The organism is Bacillus sp. FSL K6-2944 (assembly GCF_038005385.1).
Classification (GTDB): Bacteria; Bacillota; Bacilli; order Bacillales; family Bacillaceae_G; genus Bacillus_A; species Bacillus_A cereus.
Map to the genome: position 1 here is coordinate 1 of NZ_JBBOTE010000009.1, position 23704 is coordinate 23704.

Here is a 23704-nt window from a genome sequence, read left to right on the forward strand (position 1 = left end):
ACTCGCAGATTTCATCGGAATCAGTACACTGATGAAGAACATACATAAGCTCATCACCAAGGCCAAGGATTTGGAATACACGAATCTTTTCGTCATTGTTAGTAGCTCCTTTTTGAGTATGAAATTTTCAAAGATCTAAATATATTTAATATTAAAAAAATTCAGTCTAAATTGAACAAAAAAATATACTTCATGAACATAGTTTCTACTTGCAGTTAAAAATGATTGAAATCTTTCTTATTTCCTATACAATGTACATTGAATGTATATTGTATGGGTATACTTATCAAGTTAATCAGAATTACGTAACCTTGGCTCGATAATATGTTGGACTAAATAGTTCGCTTACAGGTAGATTAAAATACTCTGCAATTATAATAGCTCGAGATGCAATTGTACTTTTTTTGCCTACTTCGATTTCATGAAAAACACCGCATGGAATATTTAAGTCTTTTGAACATTGGTTCATCGTAATTCCTTTACTTTCGCGAACTAACCTTAAATTCGTTACAATATTTTGATGAACATTCATACTTAACACCTCCCTTGGTTTTTATCTTATATCATCTTTAAGCTAAAAACAAGTAAAAAAAACATTTTTTTATGTATTTTTTACATATTTATTTCTTGTTATTTATTTTCGCTTCACTATCGATTTTATACTTTTTAATTATCAATGAAAGGAATTGGTATTTGTGGGAGTTTTTGGAACTAGATTAAGACAATTACGCCTAGAGCGCAGATGGAAAATGAAGGATTTTTCAGAAAAAGTTAGTGAATTAAGTGATTCCACTTTTACTGTGAACTCGTTATCAAATTGGGAACTAAAAGGCACTGAGCCACCATATGACATTCTAGCTGTAATTTCAAAAGTTTTAGATGTCAGTACAGACTATTTAATAGGAGCAAGCGACAACCCGTTAAATATTTCTATTTCAGATGAACAACAAGAAAGATGCAATCAACTTTATGAACAACTTTCAAATTTACCAACTATAAAACAAGACAAATTAAAATTTGAACTTGATGCATATTTAAATTTTTTTAACTATAAAGAAAAACAACTGCATATGGATTTTGAAACTTTTGCTAATTACCTTCAAAACGAAATAAAAAACTCTTAATAATTTCATTTAGATAAAAGCCGAAAACCCACTTCTAAAAAAGTGGGTTTTCGGTGTTCTTCGATCGCTTTCAAGAAAGCGGCCTGATAATCCAAGAATAAAATAAATTAAGTCTTGATAAAAATAACCAATCGATTAATTTCCCTTGCAACTTTCTATATGTAGAACCCCTTTTCACTCAAGACTCCTAAATTATCTCTGTAGATTTAACGTTTTTTCAAGTCGAATTTACTCGTTTATATATTGAAATTCTATCAAATTAGTTATAAGATTAAAGTATGTAAATTCAGATAAAGTTTTTCACAGAATTACTTTGGTCAAATTAACACGTAATTTAATATTATTTAAGTCATGTTACAAGATAAAAAAACTAATATGTCATCATAAATGCTTTTAAATAAAAAAAACCCTACCTCAACTCCATTTTAATTGTCTTATCAGTTTGGCGGCTGAAACAATTAAAATGACCCAAAAAGTAGGGGGTTTTCTTAAGTATATTTAACACAATACAATTATACCATATGTTAAATATCTTGTGAATCAAAACCTCCTATTTTCCATCCTTTGTTGAGTTAGGAAAAATAGGAGGTTTTTTTGTGTTCATTCGAAATTTTTTACTCAGCTCAGCTTTAAAAGATTTAAATCCACATATTCAACATTTATCCCCAAAAGAGGGTACAATTAATCGTCATGTAAAACATGTCATTTCTTATATAGATCATATTTTATTAGATTGCGAAGCAAAGAATACATATGATTACCTAGATTCTCCTCAAAAATATCGTGCTTTAGAAACAATCCTATCATTTTTAGTACAGAATGGTTATTCTCAAGTATCTCAGAAAAAATTAAGTCGAAAATCTAAAGTATCTCTTCCACTTATTAATGAAATAATATGTTTTTTAGAAGACCTTGGTGTTTGTCATCAAATTAAGACTAGACGCCACGGTAAGATTGCACCTTCTGTTTATATTCTCGCTTTACACAACAACTATTTAAAAATCTTAGAATATTTCAAGGAAAAATGGGCGTTAACTATTGATGTTTGTTCCACATTTACAGATTTTTTGTGTAAGAGTTTTAATAAGAAAAAAGACATACAATCTGAAGAAACGCAACTTTTATCTACTTCAACAGGATTAGATTTATTTAATCCTGTTGAAGTAGAACCTGAAGAAAAAGAAAATGAGGAACAAGAAACGAATTCTGACGAAGATAAAAAATTGGAAACTAGCTTACAAGAGATACTGGCGGCAAGATTACAAGAAATGAATGATTTTATGAGTGAAGATCAGAAGAAGCTTTATCTCTACATGTTAAGTAAAAATACAAATATTACTGAAAAAGATGCTTATACAATTGCATTGCGTATGCCACCAGACGTAGATTGGGAAGTAAGAAAGACTTTCGAGGAGTGTGTACGCTATTTTGAGCATACTCAATCAGATGTAAGTACTCCTGCCCATTTCATAGAAATGTATACAAATAAAATAAATGCTTATAGGGAACTGCGCAAGGAGAAATTAAAAGAACACATGGTTAATACGGAGTTTGATAAGCCATTTAAGAACCAAATTGATTTTAAGAAGTTACGAGAAATACTAGGTTTTAACTCTTAACTGCTATTTCTAACAACAAAATAAGAATCATATAGCCTTGTTGAAAAAATTAAACCTCACAAGGCTTTTTGTCATGAAATTGTATTGTTAAATTTAAAAATCCTTTTAATCAATTATTAGTTTTTAAGTTTGAAAGGGTGTTTTTAGAATAAGTGAGCTAAATTCATACATAGAATGATAGCTACATTGAATAAGGAATTGAATAAGAAATTGAATAAGAAGAAATCTCTAACCCCTTGTGAGAGTAAGAGCCAATAGGATAAAATAAATCCTAATATAACTAATTTTTTTAATTATTTAAAACATGATTTAAATAATATAGATGGTGTTTCTTATAAAGATTTAACTATTTATATGTGTTTTTATAATAAAAAAACACAGGAGGTAAAACTTACCCTCCTGTGTTTCCATGTTGATATTGCACTATTATATTTTCTGATTTTTGAAGAGTATTTACATTATCAATATTTAAAACACTTAATAATACTATAGCACTTAATACAGTGAATTTTACTATTTGCATGAAAGCACCTCCTTTTTATTAGTTTGTTTTGCATAATTGTAAGATAAACTATAACATTCGCAAGATTTAAAATATTCATTTTCCTGCTTATACTTATGTGCAAGTTGCTCAAAGTACCTTTGATTATACGCTGTTAAATTTTGCTTTTCAAAATATAATTTCCCTTTTAAAATTATTTCTTCAATTTCTATACCAGGTAAATCTAGTACAAAAGCTTGAAGAATATTAAAGTGATGTAAATATTCTTCATGATGTAAAGATTTGCAAATATGTACCCCTCTTTCAATACAATCAAGTGCATCCGCATTTTTTCCCAATTTGAAAAGTTCTTTTGCTTCAACAAATAAAACTTTATAATTATTTAATACTTTTTTGTTTACCTTAGAAAGATAATGTAAAGATTGTTCAGTTAGCTCTTGTTCTGAATACATAAAACCTAAATTTTGCTGAACCATTAATATCCAATTTTCTTCATTAAGTTTTTGAAACGTATGTAATGCCTCGTAATAAAAATCTGCTGCTAATTCATAATTTTTTAAATCTGTACACATTAATCCGAGTAAATTGTTACAAAAAGCAACATTTGTTTCAAAAGTATCGTTTTTAAGAAATACTTTCTTAGATACTAAGACCTCTTTTATTCCTAAAAGAGATTCAAAATTGTCATATAAAGAAATGGCTAACATATAATGGAATTCTGCATATTCTAATTCATCAGGAACATCATGTAATAATTCTTTTGCTTTATAGAAATAAGCTTTTCCCTCAATATAATTTCCCACAGCGTTAAAATAAATTGCTTTAAAAAATGTGTAGTAGTATCCTAAAATACCTGTAAGCGGTATATCGAAAGTATCAATAACATCAAAACTATCTTTTGAAATATTGAAATTATCTAGTAAGAAATTATATCGAAAGTGAATAAGGTGATAGTGAAGAGCCAAATCAGAGTTTTTTTGGAATTCATCAAAATGCAAGTCGATTTTTTCTTTTAAGATAATAGAACTGTTTAAGTCCCTTTTACGAATAGCTGCATACAAATCATTTAATTGCTGTGATAAAGATTCGATATTGTGTAATGAACTGTTCATTATATCCCCCTCTTATATTTCCACATTAAAAATCCCCTTTAATTATAACAAAATAAAAATATTTCTGAATAATAAAACTATATTTCTCAAGTTTATTATGACATAAACTTTCAATATATATAAATTTTTCTGTAATTGGAGTATAACAACCAATTCGTAATATATTTCATGCATATATGCATATCCAACATTTACATCATTATGGTTTTAAATGTAAAATGATGTTTATTTGAAGGGAAGACTGTTAGGATTCGTCCATAATTGGCTGAATATGACTCTACAAGGATGCAGCAAATTTCTTTAGGATTCCCTAAAAACCCCGAATATAACTCTAACAGCCAACCCGAGACAGGAAAATAGGTTCTAGTGTTTGGGAGAGAGACATCAGTCCAATCTTCCTTATTTCCTCTCGCAAAAAAACGCTCAGTCCGGTAACAATGGACTGAGATCATGTGAATGCTATTACATGGATAAGCAAAAAGTTTTTTTAGTAAATATGATGCCAACTCAATTTAACTTAAATAAATACTATAAAAAATTAAAATAACTTATTTTAATTTTTTATAGTATTTATTTGCTTTTATTAACCATGAAAATATAGTATAATTTATGTATACACTAAAACTTTCATGCTATAAGTAAATCAATCACTAATAAATAACTTATTTTAAGTTTTATTAAGTTATTATGAATTTAAAATAACTAATGTGGAGGGGTTAAATTATGAAAACTGAAACTATGCATTATGTGGTTCAAAATGACAATGGGAATAGTGAACAAAAAATAACAATTAATGGCGAATTAAAAAAGCAAGCAAATGTATATAAGAAATTAACCAAGAAGCCAACGTATTTAAACCTTAAACCAGAAAATGTGATACCTAACTTATTAGAAAACTTAAATGTCTCTATTACATCTGGTGCAGTTTCATCACCAGGAATGTATTTTATTGGGGATAAGGCATTAAAAAGTAGTGATTCACCAAATAACCTTGATATAGATGTGCTAAAAAAATATGAGCAAGAATTACCAGTTATTAATACGTCTAGCTTTTTAGCAGGTTATGCAGTTCAAGAAGTTTATAAGAAATCAGGGTCATTACCAAATCGTATTGATTTAACGGTTGAAATGGAAACATGTCTTCCAGCCTCGGAATGGACAATAGAAAATGCTGAACAATTTGAAAAAAAATATATTGATCATATTCATACAATAACAGTTCATGTGGATGCAATAGATGTTGTAGTTAATGTGAATTTTGAAAAAGTAGATGTGCTTCAAGAAGGGGTATCCGCCCTTTTTGCGCTTATTAATGAAATAGATGAAAAAGGAATCGTAGGGTATAGATCATCTAATATGTTTACAGAATTTCAAAAAACATATCAACTTGAAGAAATAACAGGCGAGTACTTTGAAAGTAAACGAATTCAACATGCTGATATAGGGGATGGAACAACTGAATTCCCACTAACTGAAGGTTATGATTTTGAACACGATAAAAAAAGCGGGAAAAAATACGGTATAGGCCATGCGATTGAAAGTGCCAAAGAGAAATTAGCTGACGAGGTGAATGTTGAGATAGAACGTCAACATTTTGCAGAGATCATTAAAGATCCAAATCCCAATAGACGATTTAAAAAACTTGCCCTTGCCTACTTAGATGAAGAAAAAGTAGAACAAGCTGATAATATTTATTCAGAGCTTACAAAAAGGTTGCGCAAGGCCCAATATAATGTGGATGTTGTCGCAGTATATGGAGGTGGAAACATTCATATGAAAGATGTTTTATACGACCAACTAAAAGGTTTTTGTGATAAATATGGTATTAAAGTCTTATGGATTCCAAAGGACTTTACAACGAATATGAATGTTGAAGGAATGACGATTTATCATGTGTTAAGTCAAGAGGATGAAGAATAAGGAGAGAGAGTATATGGGTAGGAAAAAAGGAGAAAAACGAAAAACTGATAATTACAGCTTTCAAGCAAAAGACCCCAATATCAGGCAATTACTTGATAATCAAAAAAATATTAATGAATCAATTCGTAAAATTCTCCTTCATCATATTAATAAGTATGGTTATGGAGAAATAGACCAACCTGATGTGCAATTTCAAATGTTGCAAGAAATTTATGGTGGTGGGAATCAGATTGAAACAAGAGGTAGTAACTCTGTAGAACCAACCAATAGAAATGAAATAATAGAAAACATAATAAAACCTGCAATTTCAGAACCATTAATAGAAGAAAATATGGATAAACAAAAAGCTAAAAATGATATAGATGATACTAACGAGAAAATAGACCATAGAAGAAATAAACCTAAGTTTGATCGTAATAAATTTAAAAAATAAAATTTATGATAAATATGTGTACAAAAAAATAGGAGGAGAAAGGATGTACTACAAATTAGATTTCTTATTACAGTATTTAGACCACAAACAAATGCCTTGTAAGTTTGTTATGCAAGGCGGAAAAGTGGTAAAGGGCATCGTAGATGGCAGAGACGAATATACTATCTACGTACAAACAGAAGAGCAAACACATTGCTTGTTCAAAGGTTCGATTATGGATATTATTCCTGCGGAAAAATTGGATTTAAAAGAAATCCGATCCATCACGCATAAGTGGAATGCTGAAAAAGAGAAAAAGGAAAAATTACAAAGTAAATAGTATGTTGCCATAAACACCATTTGAATTGTAAGCAATTATTAATAAAAAATCCCTGTTTATAGAATCGAAATTCTAAAACAGGGATTTTTCTTGTTGTATTGCTTTTATTCTCATAATTGTTGTGAGGTATGCTAAATCTTCTAAATAGCAATATTCACAAATTTTTTTGTTGGAAAACTGAAGTGCGGAGATTTTAATTTTGTGCATTTCTTCTTTATCCGAATGCTTGAACTCAGCGGCGGATTTTTTGATTTTACGTAACGTACTATAACTTAGGGGTTCAACTATATTATTGCATTTCATACAATGTTTCATTGAACATCACGTTTCAATAGGGAACTTTTTATTTGAATCAAGGGAAGTCCTTCTTTCACTAGAAATTTTAAAAATGAAGAGAGGATTTCATCACTTATTGTGATAAGAGACCTCTCTAAATACAGTTTGAAATTTACCTTTTTCTTCATCCCATTTTCTCTTACTCATAATGAGATAACGAACATAATTATTGTCGGATTTATTATGAGCTGATATCATAATTGCATCTTTTTTGCTATAGCAAGTTATATCATGTATTCTCCACGTTTTTTCCAAATCAAATGAGGAATGTTTCAGATTTTCACAAGCTTGTTCTAGGTTATTTGCTTGGATGAATGAAAGTGTACTATCAAACATATTTAACGCAACGTACGTTGTCAGATGCATAAAAATAATAATCTCCTTTTGTATGAGTATAGTTACTTTAAAAAGTCTACAGAGCTACAGGAGAATGATTGGTAACAATTTTGTTATTTTCATCTTCAGATGAAATGTGTTTTATTTTCAGTGCATTAGGAAATAAATTCTCGATTTTTTCATTAACACGAATAGAAATTGATTCAAATAAAACTTCTCGGTCTTTGATAGATAGATGCTCAATATTGAAATATTTCTCTGTTAGTTCACCAGTATTTTTACACAGCTTCTCTCTTTTTTTCTTTTCCTCAAGTTTCATTTTTCTTTTTAATTCTTGTTTTTCTTTCTTGAGTTGTTCTTCTTTTTCTAGAAGTGCTTTTAATTTTTCTTCGGTTTTATTACTCATGTAACCTACCACCCTTTATAAATTTCGTTGTTGATCTACTAAGTGCTTTCTTTTTTACAAAAACGATTAGGCGTATTTGCTTTGATGTAATTAGAAAATATTTTAAATACTTCCTCTCGATCTTCAATTGTCATGTGGTACATATCGAAGTATTTTTCGCATAATGCACCTGTTTCTATTAATCGTTTCGTTCGTTTTTTTCTATCATGCTGTTTATCTTGAAATTGCAATTCTCGTTTTGTGATTTTTAAGTACTCTAATTCTCGTTCAATCTTTTTTAGCTCTGTTTCATGGTTCATTTTTTATCACCTGAATTCCAGTAGATAGAAAAACTATGTACATCAATTATAATTTGTGTGGATAATAAAATCAATAAAAATAATTCAGAAAATTATAGAAAGAAAGAAGAAAAGATGGTAAAATATTCACTGTAAGGAACGTACAGTGCGCACTTACACAAACTTTCAGTTTGTACGTTTTACCAACCGAAATACATCGGTTGTTCCCTACGGGGTTTGTATAGTAGAAGTATCAAATTTGAGGAGGTGAACTAGGATATGGCGATCTATCATTTAAAGGTAAAAACAATTTCAAGAAAGAAACAACAAAATGTAGTAGCGAGTGCTGCGTATCGAAGTGGTGAGTCATTGTATTGTGAACGAACAAAAGAAACAAAATACTACTCTCGTACCGTGCAACCTGAGACGCATATCCTAGCGCCTTCTGAAGCACCATCATGGGTTTTTCGTCGTCAAGATTTATGGAATGAAGTAGAACGTTTTGAGAAAAGAGGAAACAGTCGCTTAGCAAGAGAAGTGGTTGTAGCAATCCCAAATGAATTGTCAGAATCGGAGCAACGAGAACTTGTTTTAACATTTGCACATGATACATTTGTACAACAAGGCATGATTGCTGATGTTGCGATTCACCGAGATGACAAAAATAATCCTCATGCCCACATTTTATTGACAACTCGTGAGATTTCTCAGGATGGATTTGTTAAAAAGAAAAATAGAGATTGGGATAAGAAAGAAAATCTACTTGCATGGAGAGAAGCATGGGCGAAGTATGCGAATCTGTCTTTAGAAAAAGAAAATGTACAAGAGAGAATTGACCATCGTTCTTACGAGGAACGAGGAATTGAGTTGTTACCAACAAAGCATATCGGTTATAAAGAACATCAGTTAGAGAAACGTGGGATTCGTACAGAAACTGGAGAATATAATCGTCGTGTGCAAGCCTATAATCAGCGTCTCATTTCCTTACAAGAAAAGAGACAATCGCTCGTTAAAGAACAACAAAAGAAAGAAACAGATTCGATTTCAAAAGTAGAGATATCCGTAAAAGGATATGTCGCTCTTCATAAAAAAATCGAGCTTGTTACGAAACAACAAGAACGTTTACAAGATAGTAAATCGAAACAGAAATTACATTCTTATACTTGGTTAAAAGAGCAAATTGAAACGTCCGCTTATCGACAGTTAGAAGAAAAAAATCTGCACGTATATATTCAAGAACAACCAATGGAATTACAAGGTGAATATTCGGTTCGCATGTATGAAAAAATGAAAGAATTGCAAACAGAAGATATGGTGTCACTTGTAGAAGCGGTCGAGCGTGACATGGTTATGGAAAAGGCTGAAAGTCATATGAAGCAATCTGTAACTTATGAACGTCTACAATCACATGTAGTCCTGTTAGATCGTTGGGAAAAGAGTATGCAAAAACAGCAGAATGATGGACGTATTTCGGATACTCGTTATGTGTCAAATATGAATATATTACAAGCACAAAGAGAGGATACGAAGCAAGCCATTCAGTGGTATGAATTGCAAGCGATGTCCTATCTTTCTCGCCAAGGATACAGCGTATATCTTCGTGATTGGAAGGAAGAAAAACACCCAGAAATAGCGATTCAATTGTTAGAAGAAATGAAACAATCTCCTTCGCTTTCTATGGGCATGATTGTGCAAAGAGTGAAAGAAAATGAAGTGCTATCAGAAGCGGAAAAAATTATCAGAAAAGAAGTAACCATTGATGCCATTGATAAGCGTAGAAAGCAACTTCATAAATGGAAAGTGGCGGAGCAAAAACAAAAACGTTCGGAACGTGTGGAGCATATTATTGAGCAAGCAAAAGTGTTAGTGAAAGCTCGTAAGGTTTTAGTAGAACGTTGTGAACAAGAGTTGAAACAATATCCGAAAACACAAGGGATTATTCAATCATTAGGGATGACAGAAAATAGCCCTGTTATGAGTAAGTGGTTAAGCTGGAAACAAGCGATGGGAAGAGATGTAACAGAAGAAGAAAGTATGTCTTATGTAACAAAACTTTCGCTACAGCAAAAAGAAGAAAAAATGTTACAGGAAGCCAAAAAAGTATTAAGAAAAGAAGTAACCTATCACAATGTGTCTGTGGCTATTGACCAGTTGCAAGAACAATTAACGAATACACCGATTAAGATCATATTAGATGAAGCTAGAACAAAAAGAATGGCATATGAACTTGCGATTGAACGAGCAGGTGAGTATCAAAAACTTTCTTCAAAGTGGAGAAAAACAAGTTCTCATCAATATCAATTAGAGAAATTAAAAACGTGGTTAACTCAAAAAGGAATTGATGTAAATAACCTAGCATATAGTTTACAACGAATGAAGTGGAATGTAGAGAAAATAGAAAAAGAAGCGCTTCGGAAAGAACGGATAGCGGAAGTGCAATTGCCACGAATCCAACAAGCGAAAAAGGTATTAGAAGAACAAGCGATTCGCTATGTAGGAGAAACGTATCCAGAGCTGAAAGACTTGTATACGAATCGTCATTTACTGAGTCAAAAAGAGCGACAAGTATTGGTTCAAATGAAACTGTGGAATGAAGAAAGTGGCACGGTGTATGATTTCACGAATCGTCACGCACAATTGCAAAAGAAACAAGATAAAGTGATTGCGCAAAAAATGATAACAGAACAACATATTTCACGGGTGTCTGCGGTGGTACAAAAAATTGCAAAAGTTCAACGGGCAGAACAAGTCTTAGCACAAGCAGAAGAAGAGAAGAAAGAGTTAGAAACAAAAGGAAATACGTTCAAGCGAGTGGTACTACGAGATCAAACATTACTAAAAGAGTATCAGACTGTACAGGAGCGCATTGAAAAAGCGAAAGAGGTTCTACAACTCAAGCAAGAGTTAGTCAAAGAAAATGGGGAAGCACGCCAAGCAGAGTTGGAAGAACTGAAGTTGTCGTATCATCAATTCCAAGAAAAAGAAAATCGTTTAGATGGCTTACTGGAAGTATCAGATATTCTGGAGCGTACGCGTCAAAAAATGCAGCAAGAAGCAAAAGAAAGAGAATATGAACATCAACAAGAAATCAGAAGGCAAAAAATGAAACATAGAGGTTTAGAACTATAGAAGGAAAGGGTGAATAGCTTGAAACAGACAAAGGTGTTATATAGTGTCATCGGTGCTTTACTCCTTGTAGTGGGAGTTATGGTCGGAATCATCGTAGCCAAAAGCGGTGATTCCTCTCCTACGGAACAAGTAGCAAAACAGGAAGTGCAACAAACTTCTCAAAAGAAAGAGCAAAAAAAGAAATTAACAGCTGATGATGTAAAAGTCGTGGAGCAACGCACGAAAGAATATTTAGATCCCTATGTACGTGTGGAAGGGTTGAAACTTTCTGATGAAATGGTACGTGAGATACAACAGAAGTTTTTAACAAAGCGTGTACAAGAAGAAGTATTACCGAAGTATGCATACCTTGCAGATTGGCGAGGAGCAACACAACAAGGTATGGTACAAACCTATCAAGTATTAGACAAATACAGCCAAATCGATCAGCCCAATCAAACGATAACCACATATGTGAAATACAATGATCCTGCCAGTGTATACGGGCAAACGGTGGATATTGAGCTTTGGATAGAGTGGATAGAAGAAAATAAGGAATGGCGCATCAATAGTAGTTCTAACTGGATTAATCGTTCTACTGGAGAAATGCTCCCTGAAGCAAAACCGATATCTGATAATAAGCGAAATATTTTAAAAGGTGGAAGAGAAATTCGCTTCCCTATCAACCATTGATGAAAAAATATAACCTTGAGTAGAAACGCTATTTGATGAAATAGCGTTTTTTTTGTGTACAACTTTAGTTTTCTTCTACTCCCTCATATGTATCTAAAGAACCTAGAATCTTATCAGGATGGTGAGGATACATGGGACAATATCAGATGTTGTACAGCACACCGTATCTTTATTCTTCTCGCACCTTGCAACAACTGTACAAAAGTGCGAGAAAAGAAGAGGATATAACAGCGATACAGGAGCACATGCTCCGTTATGACGTGTATTTAGATCGGCAATATCGAGGGTACTATTCTTTGAGTGAAAAAATTGAAGATGATTTGTATGGAAACGAACATCCCGTCTCTTGGAATGAGTTATTAGAAGATTACCAGTTATACAAGGATTCTCAAGGGAATTTATCCATTCAACCGAAAGGATGGCGATAACATGACCATTGTAGGCGAATTAGGGGTTGTATATGGCGTGACAGGTGCAATCGTTATGGGTATTAAATTGCTGAAAAGAAAAGGGCTTCACCTTCCCGATTGGATGCTACGTGCGGGTCTCAAATGCTTGTTAATTGGTACGGTGTGGTATGTGCTACGTGATATGCTCGATGTATTTCTACGCTAGTATTTTATCGGGTAGTTGAAGGGAGCTGTCGCAATGCATGGAAACAACTTCTTTCTTATGTACTACATAACCCCAACTACCTCTAGGGAGGTATGGAGTTTATGTTTTCGCTTTTGGTAATTCCAGTTACTTTTTTAACAGTAGCGTATTTTTTTAAGGGAAAAGAGCTAAGTGATAAAAAGAAAATCAAAGCGTTTTTTGAAATCACGAAAGTGTGTGTACAGCATAAAGGAGAAATGCAGTACCCCGTATTTTTGAAACAAACAGAGGATGATATTAGTACAACATTTGTCTATCGGCTGCCATTAGGTGTGCCGAGTCAGCTCATACAGAAGTTAGCGCAAGTATTAGAGGAAGGGTTGTATAAACCCGTCATGATTTCCTTTCAACGACGGGAGCTGTTTATACGGGTATTCCAGCAATGTATTCCTGAAAAATGGCATTGGTCCAATGAATTGTTACGAGAGAAGACATGGAACGTCATCATGGGAAGAGCGTTAGACCGTATGATATATCATGATTTTGAAAAAACACCGCATATGTGCGTGAGTGGGATGACTCGTTTTGGCAAGACAGTTTTTCTCAAAAATATGATGACGAGCTTAATTTTACAGCAACCCCGTCATGTGAAATTCTATGTGATTGACTTAAAAGAAGGATTGGAATTCAGCCCTTACAAGGACTTGGCACAAGTAGAAGAAGTGGCGGAGAATCCCATGCAAGCATTTGATATGTTGAATCGTATCCGTGAAAAGATGGTAGAACAGGTAGTACGCATGAAAGAATCTTATTTTACCAACATTGTAGATACACCAATCAAAGAACGCTATTTCATTATAGTTGATGAATCAGCGAACTTGTGCCCAATACAGGGATTGCCAAAACAAAAGAGAGATATGCTCTATATGTGTCAAGAAATGTTATCGGAAATAGCGAGGATTGGCGGAGCATTGGGGTTTCGCCTGATTTTTTGTACCCAGTACCCGACTTCTGATACATTACCGAGACAAATAAAACAAAACAGCGACGCCAAGATTGGATTCCGCTTACCGACCGTAGTGGCTTCACAGGTGGCAATAGATGAAAGTGGATTAGAAGAACTTCCATCCATACCAGGGCGAGCGCTTTTCAAAACAGATCGTGTAGAAGAAATTCAAGTGCCTTATCTGTCCAATAAGGAAATGTGGAATGCATTAAAACAGTATAAGGTGGTGAAACAAATTGAAACATCAAAAACTAAAACAAAAAGCGAGACAAATCGAGATTTTATCGAGTTTAAGTAAATTGGAATTTGCGTCTAGACGACAGTTGCAAGCCATTCATTGTCTAGGTAGCATTCGGAATGCCAATCGTATTCTGAAGGATTTACGCTCCTACTGTCATGTGACTTCGCACAACCGAGAGTATGTGTATTACCTCAATAAAAAAGGGATGGCATTGCTCGGCATACAGGCGAAAGAACGAAAAAGGAAGCATCAATTAGAACATATTTTATTGCGAAATGAAGCATGGATGTGGTTAGATTTTCCTGATTGGAAAACAGAGCAAGTCATCACTCTGTGCTATCAAGGAGAAGAAAAAACAATTGTTCCAGACGCATTTTTCACAAAAGACAATGTTCCTCACTTTGTAGAAGTAGACCGGCTACAGCATATGAAAGTAAATGAAAAGAAAATACAGTATTATGCTTATTTAACTAACATTTATCAGAAGCAACAGCAAATTAAGCCCATCATCATCTTCTGTACGATATCTGACTGTAGGGAAAAGCAATTAATGAATTATGCACTGAAGCATAATGTGTATGTACAGATATACTTGCTACAGGATGCATTATAAAAAGAATACTTGGGCCAGTATAGCTTTTTTACATCCAAAAATCAGTAGGGTCAATGTTTTTTCCTGTTAATTTACGTAATGCAGTGATAATCTTATTTTGGTTTTTAAAAGAGGGGTGAAAAGCGTTCCCTTTACAGAGCCGACTGAGTGTACTTTTACTAACCCCACTAACTTTTGAAACTTTTTCTTGAGTAAGGTCATGTCGATCTAAAAATTTCCCTAGTTTACTACGTGGTTTGATACTAAGCCATTCCCATGCCATTATACGTTCACCTCTGAATTAGATTAATTTAATAATAGTTTGTCCAGAAGTTCCATTGTTAAAACAGTTTCATTTTAAAGTGATGAATAGACATGTAAGAGCATAAACTATAGAAAACCAAAAATATAAATATATTATGTAATTATTTCATGGAATATGGCATACATATTAATAGCTACAAGTTGCGACTACACTGAAGTATAAATTGCAACTTGTTGTAAAGGGTATGCTAGTAAAATAAAAAAGCGAAAGCTCTTACTCTTGCAAGGGGTTTCGCTTTTTGTATGAAGTGAGGAAGTGGAAGTAGGTAAGAAGAAAACTAATAATTTCACGTACTATAATGTAAAAACATGTAAAACAAAAGGGGAACATCTGAAGTAAGGGGGTTTCTCTGTCATCCTGTCGATATTTGCTGTATAATAAGGAAGATCAATTAATATGACTTCCAATATGCGGAGTTTAACATGTTTCACTTTTTTCATAGTAGCTTCAACAAAAGTCAAAATCCCTATGTATAGCAGGCGCACAATACTGACGTTGTATTGTATGCCTGCTCTTTTTTTAGTATAGGTAAAGCGTAGTAAAGTACACAGTCTTGGCAACGGAATGGCTATAGAATGAGAGAGTAGTGGCGAGGTGTGTAAAGGGAATCCCCTTGAGGGTCAAATACATGTTTCATGCGATTCCAAGGGGATTTTGTGTAGGAACACATGATGAATTTTCCAGTATTCCTCTATATGAGTATATGATACAATCAAGGTGTTCCGTATATTCCATTATATTGAACACCCATAGCAAATGCCTACAAGCAGGAGGGCATTTGTTCTTATTTTTCCTTCCGGTAAGCTAACGACCTGAAGGGTTTTTATCGTTAGAAAAGGGACAGTTGGATGGGTTCATGTTCTTCTTTTTCTTGATTTGTATAAGAGATATGTCGATTGTAGCCCTCTCCTAATCTTCGCTGAATTTCATCATCTAGTAATTGAATCGCACGCTCTTGTGAGGCGGTATACATGACTACTTCTTGCGTCGGGTACATTTCTCCGCTTGGTGCTACGATGGTATAAGAAAGTGTATAGGCACTAATTTTCAAAAAAACCACTCCTTATTCCGCATAATAGTGAATGCAATAGAATACATACGTGATGAGGACACCTACAAATATGATACCGTATAATTTTAATCCAATCAGTGCAAATTTAGAAAAAATGGATAGTCCTTTTTTTAGAAATGTAAATAAAACACCAGCCAAGAATAAGACAACAGAACCACTTATGAGAAAACTAAGCAATATTTCCACCTCTTTTCTGTGTTTGCTGTATGATTCGTTATAGTTCTTCCAAATCTGTTTCCATAATGTATACAGGTGCAACGTGTTCTTGTTCCAGCAAAGTTTGTAACTGTTGTTGGAGTTCAAATCCATCTCTCGACTCAGCCAGCAGAAAAGACTTTGAAAAGTTGTTTCCATCCACACAATAGCTTACATCAAACATGTACATATTCACTGTGCCACCTTTTTACAGGATTTGAATGGAACGGGTTTATATTGCTCATGTCGAACCACTTGGCGTCCATCGATTCCAAGTTGGAAGAAGGAGTCCATTTCAGAAATATCTACAATACTAGTATGTTCGAGTACAGTTACAATATATCCTGTTACTTGCAGAGGTGGATTGTGACGGTAAGGGAATGTCACATAATCTCCAATATTGATGTTGGTAGCGGCTGCATTAGAAGCCATAGCAGACACCTCCCATCACGTACATTATTGTGAATAGAATAATAGTGGCAAGAAAAGTACCGAAAAAGTATAGTTGAGACTCTTTACAACCATCAATCCCGAACCATTCACACAGTGCATGATATTTGTTGGTGAGTAGCTTATCTTTTGGCGTCTGAGGTGTCTGTTGTGGTCTTTCAGAATGTGATATAATATGTTCATCATTTTTAATTTGTAAAGCGTTTGACATGTTTGTCATCCTTTCTGAATGGAAAATGATATTGAGGAAAGTCCTCGCAGTCTTGGTGGGCGTTGAGGACTTTCTATTACTTTCTTTTTTCTTTACCATAAAGACGTTCCATCGCTTCAACAGTGAATAAATATTCTCCACGTTTGTTTCCGGGTTTCAGGAAATACTTAATTAATCCTTGTGTTTTTAACTCGTCGATTATAGGACTATTTTTAATCCGCATTCGTAAGGTGGATTCGTTAATATTCCATCGATAGCTTGCTTCGTTAGTGGTCATAACATCTTGTAGTTTCATGTCATTCATATGCATCTCCTATATGTTGTAAAGGTCTAATGTCCTCTTTTTCCTATATTATAGGTCTATTGTAATGACTTATAAGTCAATTGTAAATTGATATTTTCAAAAAATTATATTTTTAATTGAACGAACTTGAATATCGAGATAAAATAATGCAATGTGACAAAATGTTCAAACAGAAATGGAGAGAGGCATCGCATGTATCCCAAATGGATTGACAAAATGGCATTTTCAAAAGCACATCAAGAGTTATTAATTCAGTTGTATAGAAAGCAAATCACACGAAGAGAATATGATTCTTTGGTGAATGAGCTATATGTTTTAGAAACAAAGGGGATCTCAAAATAAAACATAAAAAAATTATTTTGAGAGGTTTTTGATATGGAAATAGAATGGAGTGAACTGTAATGAGGGGCAATAAAAAAGAAGAGCAAATACAGAAATTCATACTTATGCAAGAAGAAATCCGGCTATGGATTCAATATGTATTTCAGCAATGGGAGAGCAAGAAACAAGAACAGCACAATTCATTTCCGAAATTAGCATATATAGAGACAGTAGCATTTGAAAGCTCAGAATCATATCAAGAAATAAAAAGACTTTCTGTAGGAATGGTGCGGGAGATGAAAACATATAAAAGAGAAAAATTATTGCTACAAATAACGGAATTGCATCAACATATGCAAAGCATTGTGTCAGCTGTCCTAGAAACGATACAAAAATATTCTGCATCCTAATTAATATATATGGTGATATTCCATTTGAAAAAGTATTGTAAGTGAACAGTAAGTAATAAAAAAGAGTAGCTAATAATGGCTACTCAAAATGGAATACATATTATGGATGATTAACAGTTTTCTCATACAAGCTGTACTTTATACAAAAGGTTAAGAACATTATAGGTGGTTTGTATCCTTTGTCTGTTTTTATTTTAAGCATGTTGTTTCAATTTGGATCGAGAACTGGTATTGCTCGTGTGATTCTTCTTCTAACAAAGTAGCGAGCGCTTGTAATTGGTGAATGACTTTCTGTTTTGATTTACGGCCTGTATAGTGGATATGAAAGGATTCTGGAATAGAAGGCTCTATCGGTGCTGACGGAATTGTTGTCGGTTTAGTTTCTGAAATCACGGGCACATCTTGCATTGGGATGGTTGATGGGAGTGTTTGCGTTTGAGCTGGTTCGGTGGAATGAGTATATTCTAGAGTGTTAGGTGTATCTTCTTTGGGAGTAGTTTTTTCTTTTCCTTTTCGTTTTGCCTGCATGTGCCCTTGGGTCGTAATTTCATGTTTTTTATACAAATCATAGAGTTTATTTTTATAGGTTCCTAATCCTTCTAAGATTTCTTTGATTGAAAAGTGCTCTTTCCAATATTGTAGTCGCATCTTTTGTTCTTCCACAGGTAGTGCTTCTAAAGAAGCCAAAGGCAAGAATGTGTTGAGTTCCTCAATTTTTACGATTTCTGTCAATGAAAATCACTCCTCTAAACAGGGTATGGTGTATAGATTCGATAAAAAGACGAAATTCCCTTTGAACAAAGAATGAGAGTGGTAGTTCGAAACTGTTTTTTGTGAAAGTAATGGAAGGAAAAATATAATTTCTGAAAAGTTGAAAAACTATTGCATCTATATCCATTCAACGTTATAATAAGAAAAATTCTTTATTAGGGAAGGGGATTTATACATATGGCCATCACAATCGCTGTGTTAACATTTTTCGGAGCTGTTATTCCAGCAGCTATAGAATTATTAAAAGTACTAGGTACATAGTCTAATTCCATCTTTTTTATCTTGTCATATATATAAATATGATAGATTATTATCTTGTTCCGGAGTAATTAGCATATGAGTACCTGTTCCGTAAATATGTGCTTGCTCATCATCCTGATTGGTACGCCTTGGTTTTGATACCAAGGCGTACTTTTTGTTTGAAATCCTTGTAAAGGCCTTGAAAAAGATTACATGGTGTTCGTTTTTTCATTTGTTTTAGAAAAAGAATTATATAACATATAGCGATTAGATGTTGAATAGGTATCGCAAGGGTAGAACATGTTTATAATATGTTTTCTGCCACTTCGATGCCAAGTAACGAGCGGACATGTTCTATATGATTGGCGATTGTAACTGAGGAGGAACCAGCAAATAACAAGCCAATGGCAACACCATCATTTGTCGTGATTAAAGAGCCAGAGTCTCCGCCTGAAGAAAGGTTGGTTGTGATAATTTGATCTCGAAACCGTGCAACCCTACCACTTCCGTAATTTACATCGACGGTTGCATTTACTGCAGTGATGACGCCATGTGTATGATTTGTGGTCCGTCCCGTTTTCATGACGCGTGTACCGACGGTAACATTTTGTTTTCGTCGCCAGCCTTGCACAGAACCAATCCAATGAATGGAACGATCTATCTGATGAAAAGGTGCTTCTGCAATCGCGGCATCAACGAGATTGTTTTGATTTTCAAGTAGTACTTGTGAAGAAAAGGTAATTGGGATAAATCTTGATAAGGTCGCAATCCGATCCGCTGGATCGCTCCCTCCATCAATCGGGCCAGGTTGTAAAATAGGATCACCTATGTTCGCGTTATTACTATTCGCTAATACATGGTTGTTACTTAGTATATAATATCGACTTGGGATACCATATCCATGTGCGGGCGGATTGGTAGAACCATTCGGTAATATATCATATACGCAAGTCGCAATCGTACCTGCCGTCACATTTCGATGAGCAACGCTATACCCTCCTTTTGCTGGGCGAACTCGAGTGGAAAGGGCTTGTGTATCAACTTGTAATGTTTGTTGAGTCCCAGCAAATAGATATCCTGTTTGAATGACGTCGGTTTTGATTCCATTTACTTCTTTTGGAATAACTTGATTCGTTTCCAATGTTTCAACAGGTAGTTTTTGATCTACAAATACAAGTAAAGAGGGTGTGCCTGTCATAATCCCATTTACCTGTTGAATACCGGCTCCAATACCTGTTACATTCCGAAACTGTAAGAAATCATCCTCTACACTTTGCTGCACTTTTTGAATGTCTTGTTGTTCCTGAACCGTCAACACCTTTATATTTGAATGTTTTCCCATAACAATCTCCCCCTCATCCTGTGTAATGATTTGTAATGGTCCCCACTTCTATAATGTTCGTGGGGTATGTTTCTAATTGTGTAGGTATTTGTTCCAATGCTTTTAATTGAGAACGTGGTACTTTTTTCGAAACAAATACTTGAATTACTTCTTTTCCTTGTACAAATCCCATTCCTACTCCTACAACATAAGGTAAACGTAATAAATCTGTTTCATATTTGCGCACAACTTGTTCTAATTCCATCGGACCGCTCCTTCTTCATTTAGATGATACATTCGGTTTGTCTTCGATGGGTTTAAAAAATGGTGTATGTCACCACTATAAGTATTTAACTGTGCTTCTGCATTTTCCTTCTTGAAGCATACAGAAGAAAGAAAAAGAGGACCTTTTATAGAAATGTCCTCTAAAACATAGGTCTTTTGTGAACAAACGAACACATAGCAGATATACTGATCACGTTACTTCATGATTTACATGTTGATTTCCAAGGGAGAACGTTTCTTATCTGATTCTGCAGATTGTCCAGAAAGTGTTGTACATTCTTGAAACGCAAATTGTTTACAGCCTTTACATTTAGATATCTCCAATTCTTGTAGTGCAAAATGCAATGCTACTCCTGTACGTGTGAAAAAGTGTGGTTCGCCAATTCTTTCGTATAATCCTGTTTGATGGAATATTTCTTTCGGTTGATGCTGGATACCGGAAATCAAAAGGGTTCCTTGTTTTTCTAGCATTTTCTTTCGAATGTGTTCTACTGCTGACTCTGCCGAAGTATCCATAAAAGAAACGTTTCCCATACGTAGGAGAAGAATGTGTGCGTTAGACTGTAGGGATGCCTCTATAGATGTTTCGAATTCTTTTATGGTGCCGAAGAATAAAGGACCTTCTACAGTAAAGATACTGATTTGCGGACAATTTTTCCCATTTGCGACGATGTCTGGCTTGACATAGGAATCTACTGGATCTGGCAATACTTTTCGAACACGTAAAGATTTGCTCATTTTTCCAATAAACAGAAGAAACGCAAGGAGTAACCCCACACTGACTCCGGTTGTAAGATCTGTGAAAACGGTTAATAGGAACGTCAAAAACAATACCAGGGTATCTCCTGTTTTTGTTTTTAGGATATGAATAAATTCATGCTTTTCACTCATATTCCAAGCAACGACCATTAAGATCGGTGCCATACTAGCCAGTGGAATATGAAAAGCAAGCGGAGACAGAAATAATAACACTAGCAATACTACTATTCCATGTATCATGCCTGATACTGGAGAAGTGGCCCCATTTTTAATATTCGTTGCGGTTCTAGCGATGGCACCGGTCGCAGGAATGCCGCCAAATAAGGGTGCCACCATATTAGCAATTCCTTGTCCCACCAGTTCTTTATTACTATTATGTTTGCTGTTTGCCATGTTATCTGCCACCATGGCAGACAACAATGATTCAATCCCACCTAATGCCGCAATGATACAAGCTGCTGGAAGTAACATAAGGATAGTATCCCATGTAAATGCAGGCATTTGGAAGTCCGGTAGTTGATGCGGGATATCGCCGTATGTAGTCCCAATCGTTTCAATTTGATTCGGAAATAACAGGGTTGCGATCAAACTTGAAATGACCAATCCCAATAATGCGCCTGGAATGCGAGGTAACCATTTTGTAGCTGCGATCACAATTCCTAAGCAAAGAAAAGCGGTAAGGATACTATATGGATTCAATTCTGCGATATTTGTTCCAATTTCTTTCATATTATAAAAAAAGGTTTCTTGCTTTTCCAGGTGATGAAGCCCTAAAAAATTTGCAATCTGTCCAGAGAAAATAATGACAGCAATCCCCGTTGTAAAACCAATCATGACAGGTCGCGGAATAAAGGTGATAAACCTTCCTAGTTTGCAAACACCCATGATAATAAGTAACATTCCTGCCATAAAACCAGCAATTAATAAGTTTTCATAGCCATATTGCATCACAATACCGAGTAAAATCGGTACAAATGCACCTGTGGGTCCCGCAATCTGATATTTTGATCCCCCAAATATGGATACGAGAATTCCTGCGATAATCGTCGTATACATACCATATTCAGGTCGTACCCCACAAGCGATGGCAAAGGCCATCGCAAGCGGAATCGCTACAATTCCGACTACCAATCCTGCCAGCATATCTTTTTGTAAGTTCGCAAGGTTATATTCAGCATATCTGCCTGAAAATCTCATCATTTTCCTCCTCTTCCTGCATGTATTTAAGGACTTGTTGTATGTGCGTAGGAATATCCCTCTATAACGACTTCTAAATGACCTGTTTGGGGGTGAATGACAAGTCCATGCACAGGGACATAGGATGGTAATAAGGGATGTTCACGTATGATTTCTACACTATGTTGGACACTTTCCTGTACATTGCGGAAACCGGTTAACCATGTAGATAGATTAATGCCTGCTTGTTGCAATGTACGAATACAGGTGGAATCAATGCCTTGCTGTTTTACCTTTTCTAATAGCGGCTCAGCTTGCAAACCCGCCATACCACAATCTGCATGACCAATCACACAAATTTCCTCTACTTGTAATTCATAAATGCCCAGTATGATACTTCGCATCATACTACCAAAAGGATGGGAAATCACAGCACCTGCGTTCTTTATGACTTTAGCATCTCCATTTTGTAAGCCCAATGCCTGTGGTAACAATGTTAGCAGTCTGGTATCCATACACGTTACAATCAATAACTTTTTATTTGGAAATTTGGTCGTAACAAAAGGTTCGTATTCTTGTTTTTGTACAAATGTTTCATTATGCGTCAATATGTTTTCTAACAATGTCACTTGGTAACGCCTCCCTTATAGGTATGATCACATGAACAGACTAGAATAAAAAAAGCCTGCCAATTTTCTAGATTGGTAAGCTTTTAATACAGATTCGGATGTGATCTTATGTTTAGTCTAGAGAGGATAAAATTTGGTGTCAACAACCTAAAACGTGAGAAATATATTCTTACATACTGTGTGTTTCATACGAAATCTGAAATTCTTTTTTCTGATTCTTATCCGCATGTCATGTTCAAGACATCAACAGGAAAAATAACAACCAGCTCATTAGGAAAAATAAGTATCATACAATCACCATACATCTACGTTGTTTCGATTTTTCACTGTTCTACACAGGGAGACATTGTTTTCTGATTCGTAATATGCGTAGGTTGAGAAATACAGATAGTACCTTGTATGTCATATGAAATCCATTTACAATGTAACTAAAGTATCGTTAATGATGCATTTAAGTTTCGTTAACATGAGAATTACCTATATATAATTGATTCATGGTGAAATAGAAAAGAATGAAAGCTGAATCTATCATCATGATAGATGTTTTATGTAAAACTTGGAATTGTTACGAGGGAGACAAATTGAGAACAATGGATGTTTATTAGGAACAATCCAT

At 34.4% G+C, this 23704-nt stretch carries 28 protein-coding genes; 12 read left to right on the plus strand and 16 right to left on the minus strand.

What is annotated here, in order from left to right; translation table 11 throughout:
• Positions 1-301: 301 nt before the first annotated feature.
• Positions 302-532 (minus strand): helix-turn-helix domain-containing protein, encoded by a 231-nt coding sequence (locus MHH55_RS34690; RefSeq protein ID WP_043935275.1) that lies wholly within the window; start codon positions 530-532, stop codon positions 302-304.
• A gap of 163 nt (positions 533-695) precedes the next feature.
• Here MHH55_RS34690 and MHH55_RS34695 point away from each other — a divergent pair, with 163 nt between their 5' ends.
• Together MHH55_RS34695 and MHH55_RS34700 are read left to right on the plus strand one after the other, a co-directional pair.
• Positions 696-1124: a helix-turn-helix domain-containing protein gene (locus tag MHH55_RS34695; protein WP_043935277.1), complete on the plus strand. Its 429-nt coding sequence runs from the start codon at positions 696-698 to the stop codon at positions 1122-1124.
• Between the two features lie 596 nt (positions 1125-1720).
• Entirely contained in the window at positions 1721-2743 is a 1023-nt protein-coding gene (locus MHH55_RS34700) for a Replicase RepFR55 (RefSeq protein ID WP_075717005.1), read from the plus strand.
• 391 nt (positions 2744-3134) lie between these two features.
• Here MHH55_RS34700 and MHH55_RS34705 read toward each other — a convergent pair whose 3' ends face one another.
• Together MHH55_RS34705 and MHH55_RS34710 are read right to left on the minus strand one after the other, a co-directional pair.
• Positions 3135-3266, minus strand: a complete 132-nt coding sequence (locus tag MHH55_RS34705) for a hypothetical protein (RefSeq protein WP_254915330.1) — start codon at positions 3264-3266, stop codon at positions 3135-3137.
• Positions 3257-4357, minus strand: a complete 1101-nt coding sequence (locus MHH55_RS34710; protein WP_075720262.1) for a response regulator aspartate phosphatase — start codon at positions 4355-4357, stop codon at positions 3257-3259. Before MHH55_RS34710 ends, MHH55_RS34705 begins: the two co-directional genes overlap by 10 nt.
• A 723-nt stretch (positions 4358-5080) precedes the next feature.
• Between MHH55_RS34710 and MHH55_RS34715 the strand changes: the two genes are divergently transcribed.
• Genes MHH55_RS34715 through MHH55_RS34725 form a run of 3 tightly spaced genes read left to right on the plus strand, consistent with a single transcriptional unit; the run spans position 5081 to position 7029 of the window.
• Positions 5081-6277, plus strand: a complete 1197-nt coding sequence (locus tag MHH55_RS34715; RefSeq protein ID WP_088029352.1) for a ParM/StbA family protein — start codon at positions 5081-5083, stop codon at positions 6275-6277.
• Between the two features lie 13 nt (positions 6278-6290).
• A complete protein-coding gene (locus MHH55_RS34720; protein ID WP_340882626.1) occupies positions 6291-6710 on the plus strand; it encodes a hypothetical protein in 420 nt (139 codons plus the stop codon).
• Between the two features lie 43 nt (positions 6711-6753).
• A complete protein-coding gene (locus MHH55_RS34725) occupies positions 6754-7029 on the plus strand; it encodes an RNA chaperone Hfq (RefSeq protein ID WP_340882628.1) in 276 nt (91 codons plus the stop codon).
• A gap of 405 nt (positions 7030-7434) precedes the next feature.
• Here MHH55_RS34725 and MHH55_RS34730 read toward each other — a convergent pair whose 3' ends face one another.
• The 3 genes from MHH55_RS34730 to MHH55_RS34740 are packed head-to-tail and all read right to left on the minus strand — an operon-like array spanning position 7435 to position 8406.
• The gene (locus MHH55_RS34730) at positions 7435-7731 is read right to left on the minus strand and encodes a hypothetical protein (RefSeq protein WP_340882630.1); all 297 of its coding nucleotides are present in this window, start codon (positions 7729-7731) and stop codon (positions 7435-7437) included.
• 46 nt (positions 7732-7777) lie between these two features.
• Positions 7778-8107, minus strand: coding sequence for a restriction endonuclease (locus MHH55_RS34735; RefSeq protein ID WP_144489172.1), 330 nt, complete (start codon positions 8105-8107; stop codon positions 7778-7780).
• A gap of 38 nt (positions 8108-8145) precedes the next feature.
• Positions 8146-8406, minus strand: coding sequence for a hypothetical protein (locus tag MHH55_RS34740; RefSeq protein ID WP_144489173.1), 261 nt, complete (start codon positions 8404-8406; stop codon positions 8146-8148).
• Between the two features lie 258 nt (positions 8407-8664).
• On the opposite strand from MHH55_RS34740, the gene mobQ reads away from it, so the two are divergent.
• The 6 genes from mobQ (at position 8665) to MHH55_RS34770 (ending at position 14640) form a co-directional block, all read left to right on the plus strand.
• The gene (mobQ, locus tag MHH55_RS34745) at positions 8665-11514 is read left to right on the plus strand and encodes a MobQ family relaxase (protein ID WP_340882632.1); all 2850 of its coding nucleotides are present in this window, start codon (positions 8665-8667) and stop codon (positions 11512-11514) included.
• A 9-nt stretch (positions 11515-11523) separates the two neighbouring features.
• The gene (locus tag MHH55_RS34750; RefSeq protein WP_088029364.1) at positions 11524-12186 is read left to right on the plus strand and encodes a hypothetical protein; all 663 of its coding nucleotides are present in this window, start codon (positions 11524-11526) and stop codon (positions 12184-12186) included.
• A gap of 131 nt (positions 12187-12317) precedes the next feature.
• Entirely contained in the window at positions 12318-12614 is a 297-nt protein-coding gene (locus MHH55_RS34755) for a hypothetical protein (RefSeq protein WP_088029366.1), read from the plus strand.
• A gap of 1 nt (position 12615) precedes the next feature.
• On the plus strand, positions 12616-12801 hold the full coding sequence (locus MHH55_RS34760; RefSeq protein ID WP_088029368.1) for a hypothetical protein: 186 nt from the start codon (positions 12616-12618) through the stop codon (positions 12799-12801).
• Between the two features lie 101 nt (positions 12802-12902).
• Positions 12903-14084 (plus strand): FtsK/SpoIIIE domain-containing protein, encoded by a 1182-nt coding sequence (locus MHH55_RS34765; protein WP_340882636.1) that lies wholly within the window; start codon positions 12903-12905, stop codon positions 14082-14084.
• Positions 14023-14640 (plus strand): replication-relaxation family protein, encoded by a 618-nt coding sequence (locus tag MHH55_RS34770; RefSeq protein WP_340882638.1) that lies wholly within the window; start codon positions 14023-14025, stop codon positions 14638-14640. Before MHH55_RS34765 ends, MHH55_RS34770 begins: the two co-directional genes overlap by 62 nt.
• Before the next feature lie 28 nt (positions 14641-14668).
• Here the strand turns inward: MHH55_RS34770 and MHH55_RS34775 are convergent, their stop codons facing one another.
• The 5 genes from MHH55_RS34775 to MHH55_RS34795 form a co-directional block, all read right to left on the minus strand.
• Entirely contained in the window at positions 14669-14902 is a 234-nt protein-coding gene (locus MHH55_RS34775) for a helix-turn-helix domain-containing protein (RefSeq protein ID WP_030030304.1), read from the minus strand.
• 871 nt (positions 14903-15773) lie between these two features.
• A complete protein-coding gene (locus MHH55_RS34780) occupies positions 15774-15995 on the minus strand; it encodes a hypothetical protein (RefSeq protein ID WP_243168610.1) in 222 nt (73 codons plus the stop codon).
• 235 nt (positions 15996-16230) lie between these two features.
• A complete protein-coding gene (locus tag MHH55_RS34785; RefSeq protein WP_023523686.1) occupies positions 16231-16401 on the minus strand; it encodes a hypothetical protein in 171 nt (56 codons plus the stop codon).
• A 2-nt stretch (positions 16402-16403) separates the two neighbouring features.
• Positions 16404-16643, minus strand: a complete 240-nt coding sequence (locus MHH55_RS34790) for a DUF2187 family protein (protein WP_340882644.1) — start codon at positions 16641-16643, stop codon at positions 16404-16406.
• Between the two features lie 305 nt (positions 16644-16948).
• On the minus strand, positions 16949-17176 hold the full coding sequence (locus MHH55_RS34795) for a helix-turn-helix domain-containing protein (protein ID WP_000999223.1): 228 nt from the start codon (positions 17174-17176) through the stop codon (positions 16949-16951).
• A gap of 401 nt (positions 17177-17577) precedes the next feature.
• On the opposite strand from MHH55_RS34795, the gene MHH55_RS34800 reads away from it, so the two are divergent.
• Positions 17578-17907, plus strand: a complete 330-nt coding sequence (locus MHH55_RS34800; RefSeq protein WP_065486456.1) for a hypothetical protein — start codon at positions 17578-17580, stop codon at positions 17905-17907.
• Positions 17908-18096: 189 nt separating this feature from the next.
• Here MHH55_RS34800 and MHH55_RS34805 read toward each other — a convergent pair whose 3' ends face one another.
• The 5 genes from MHH55_RS34805 to MHH55_RS34825 form a co-directional block, all read right to left on the minus strand.
• Positions 18097-18639 carry a hypothetical protein gene (locus MHH55_RS34805; protein ID WP_000136353.1) on the minus strand — a complete coding sequence of 181 codons (543 nt, stop codon included), beginning with the start codon at positions 18637-18639 and terminating at the stop codon, positions 18097-18099.
• Between the two features lie 583 nt (positions 18640-19222).
• The gene (locus tag MHH55_RS34810) at positions 19223-20260 is read right to left on the minus strand and encodes a hypothetical protein (RefSeq protein ID WP_340882647.1); all 1038 of its coding nucleotides are present in this window, start codon (positions 20258-20260) and stop codon (positions 19223-19225) included.
• A gap of 13 nt (positions 20261-20273) precedes the next feature.
• Complete coding sequence (locus tag MHH55_RS34815; RefSeq protein WP_069356801.1) at positions 20274-20504, minus strand: hypothetical protein; 231 nt, start codon at positions 20502-20504, stop codon at positions 20274-20276.
• 227 nt (positions 20505-20731) lie between these two features.
• Positions 20732-22480, minus strand: coding sequence for a SulP family inorganic anion transporter (locus tag MHH55_RS34820; RefSeq protein WP_340882649.1), 1749 nt, complete (start codon positions 22478-22480; stop codon positions 20732-20734).
• Positions 22481-22506: 26 nt separating this feature from the next.
• Positions 22507-23088, minus strand: coding sequence for a beta-class carbonic anhydrase (locus MHH55_RS34825; RefSeq protein ID WP_340882651.1), 582 nt, complete (start codon positions 23086-23088; stop codon positions 22507-22509).
• Positions 23089-23704 lie beyond the last annotated feature (616 nt).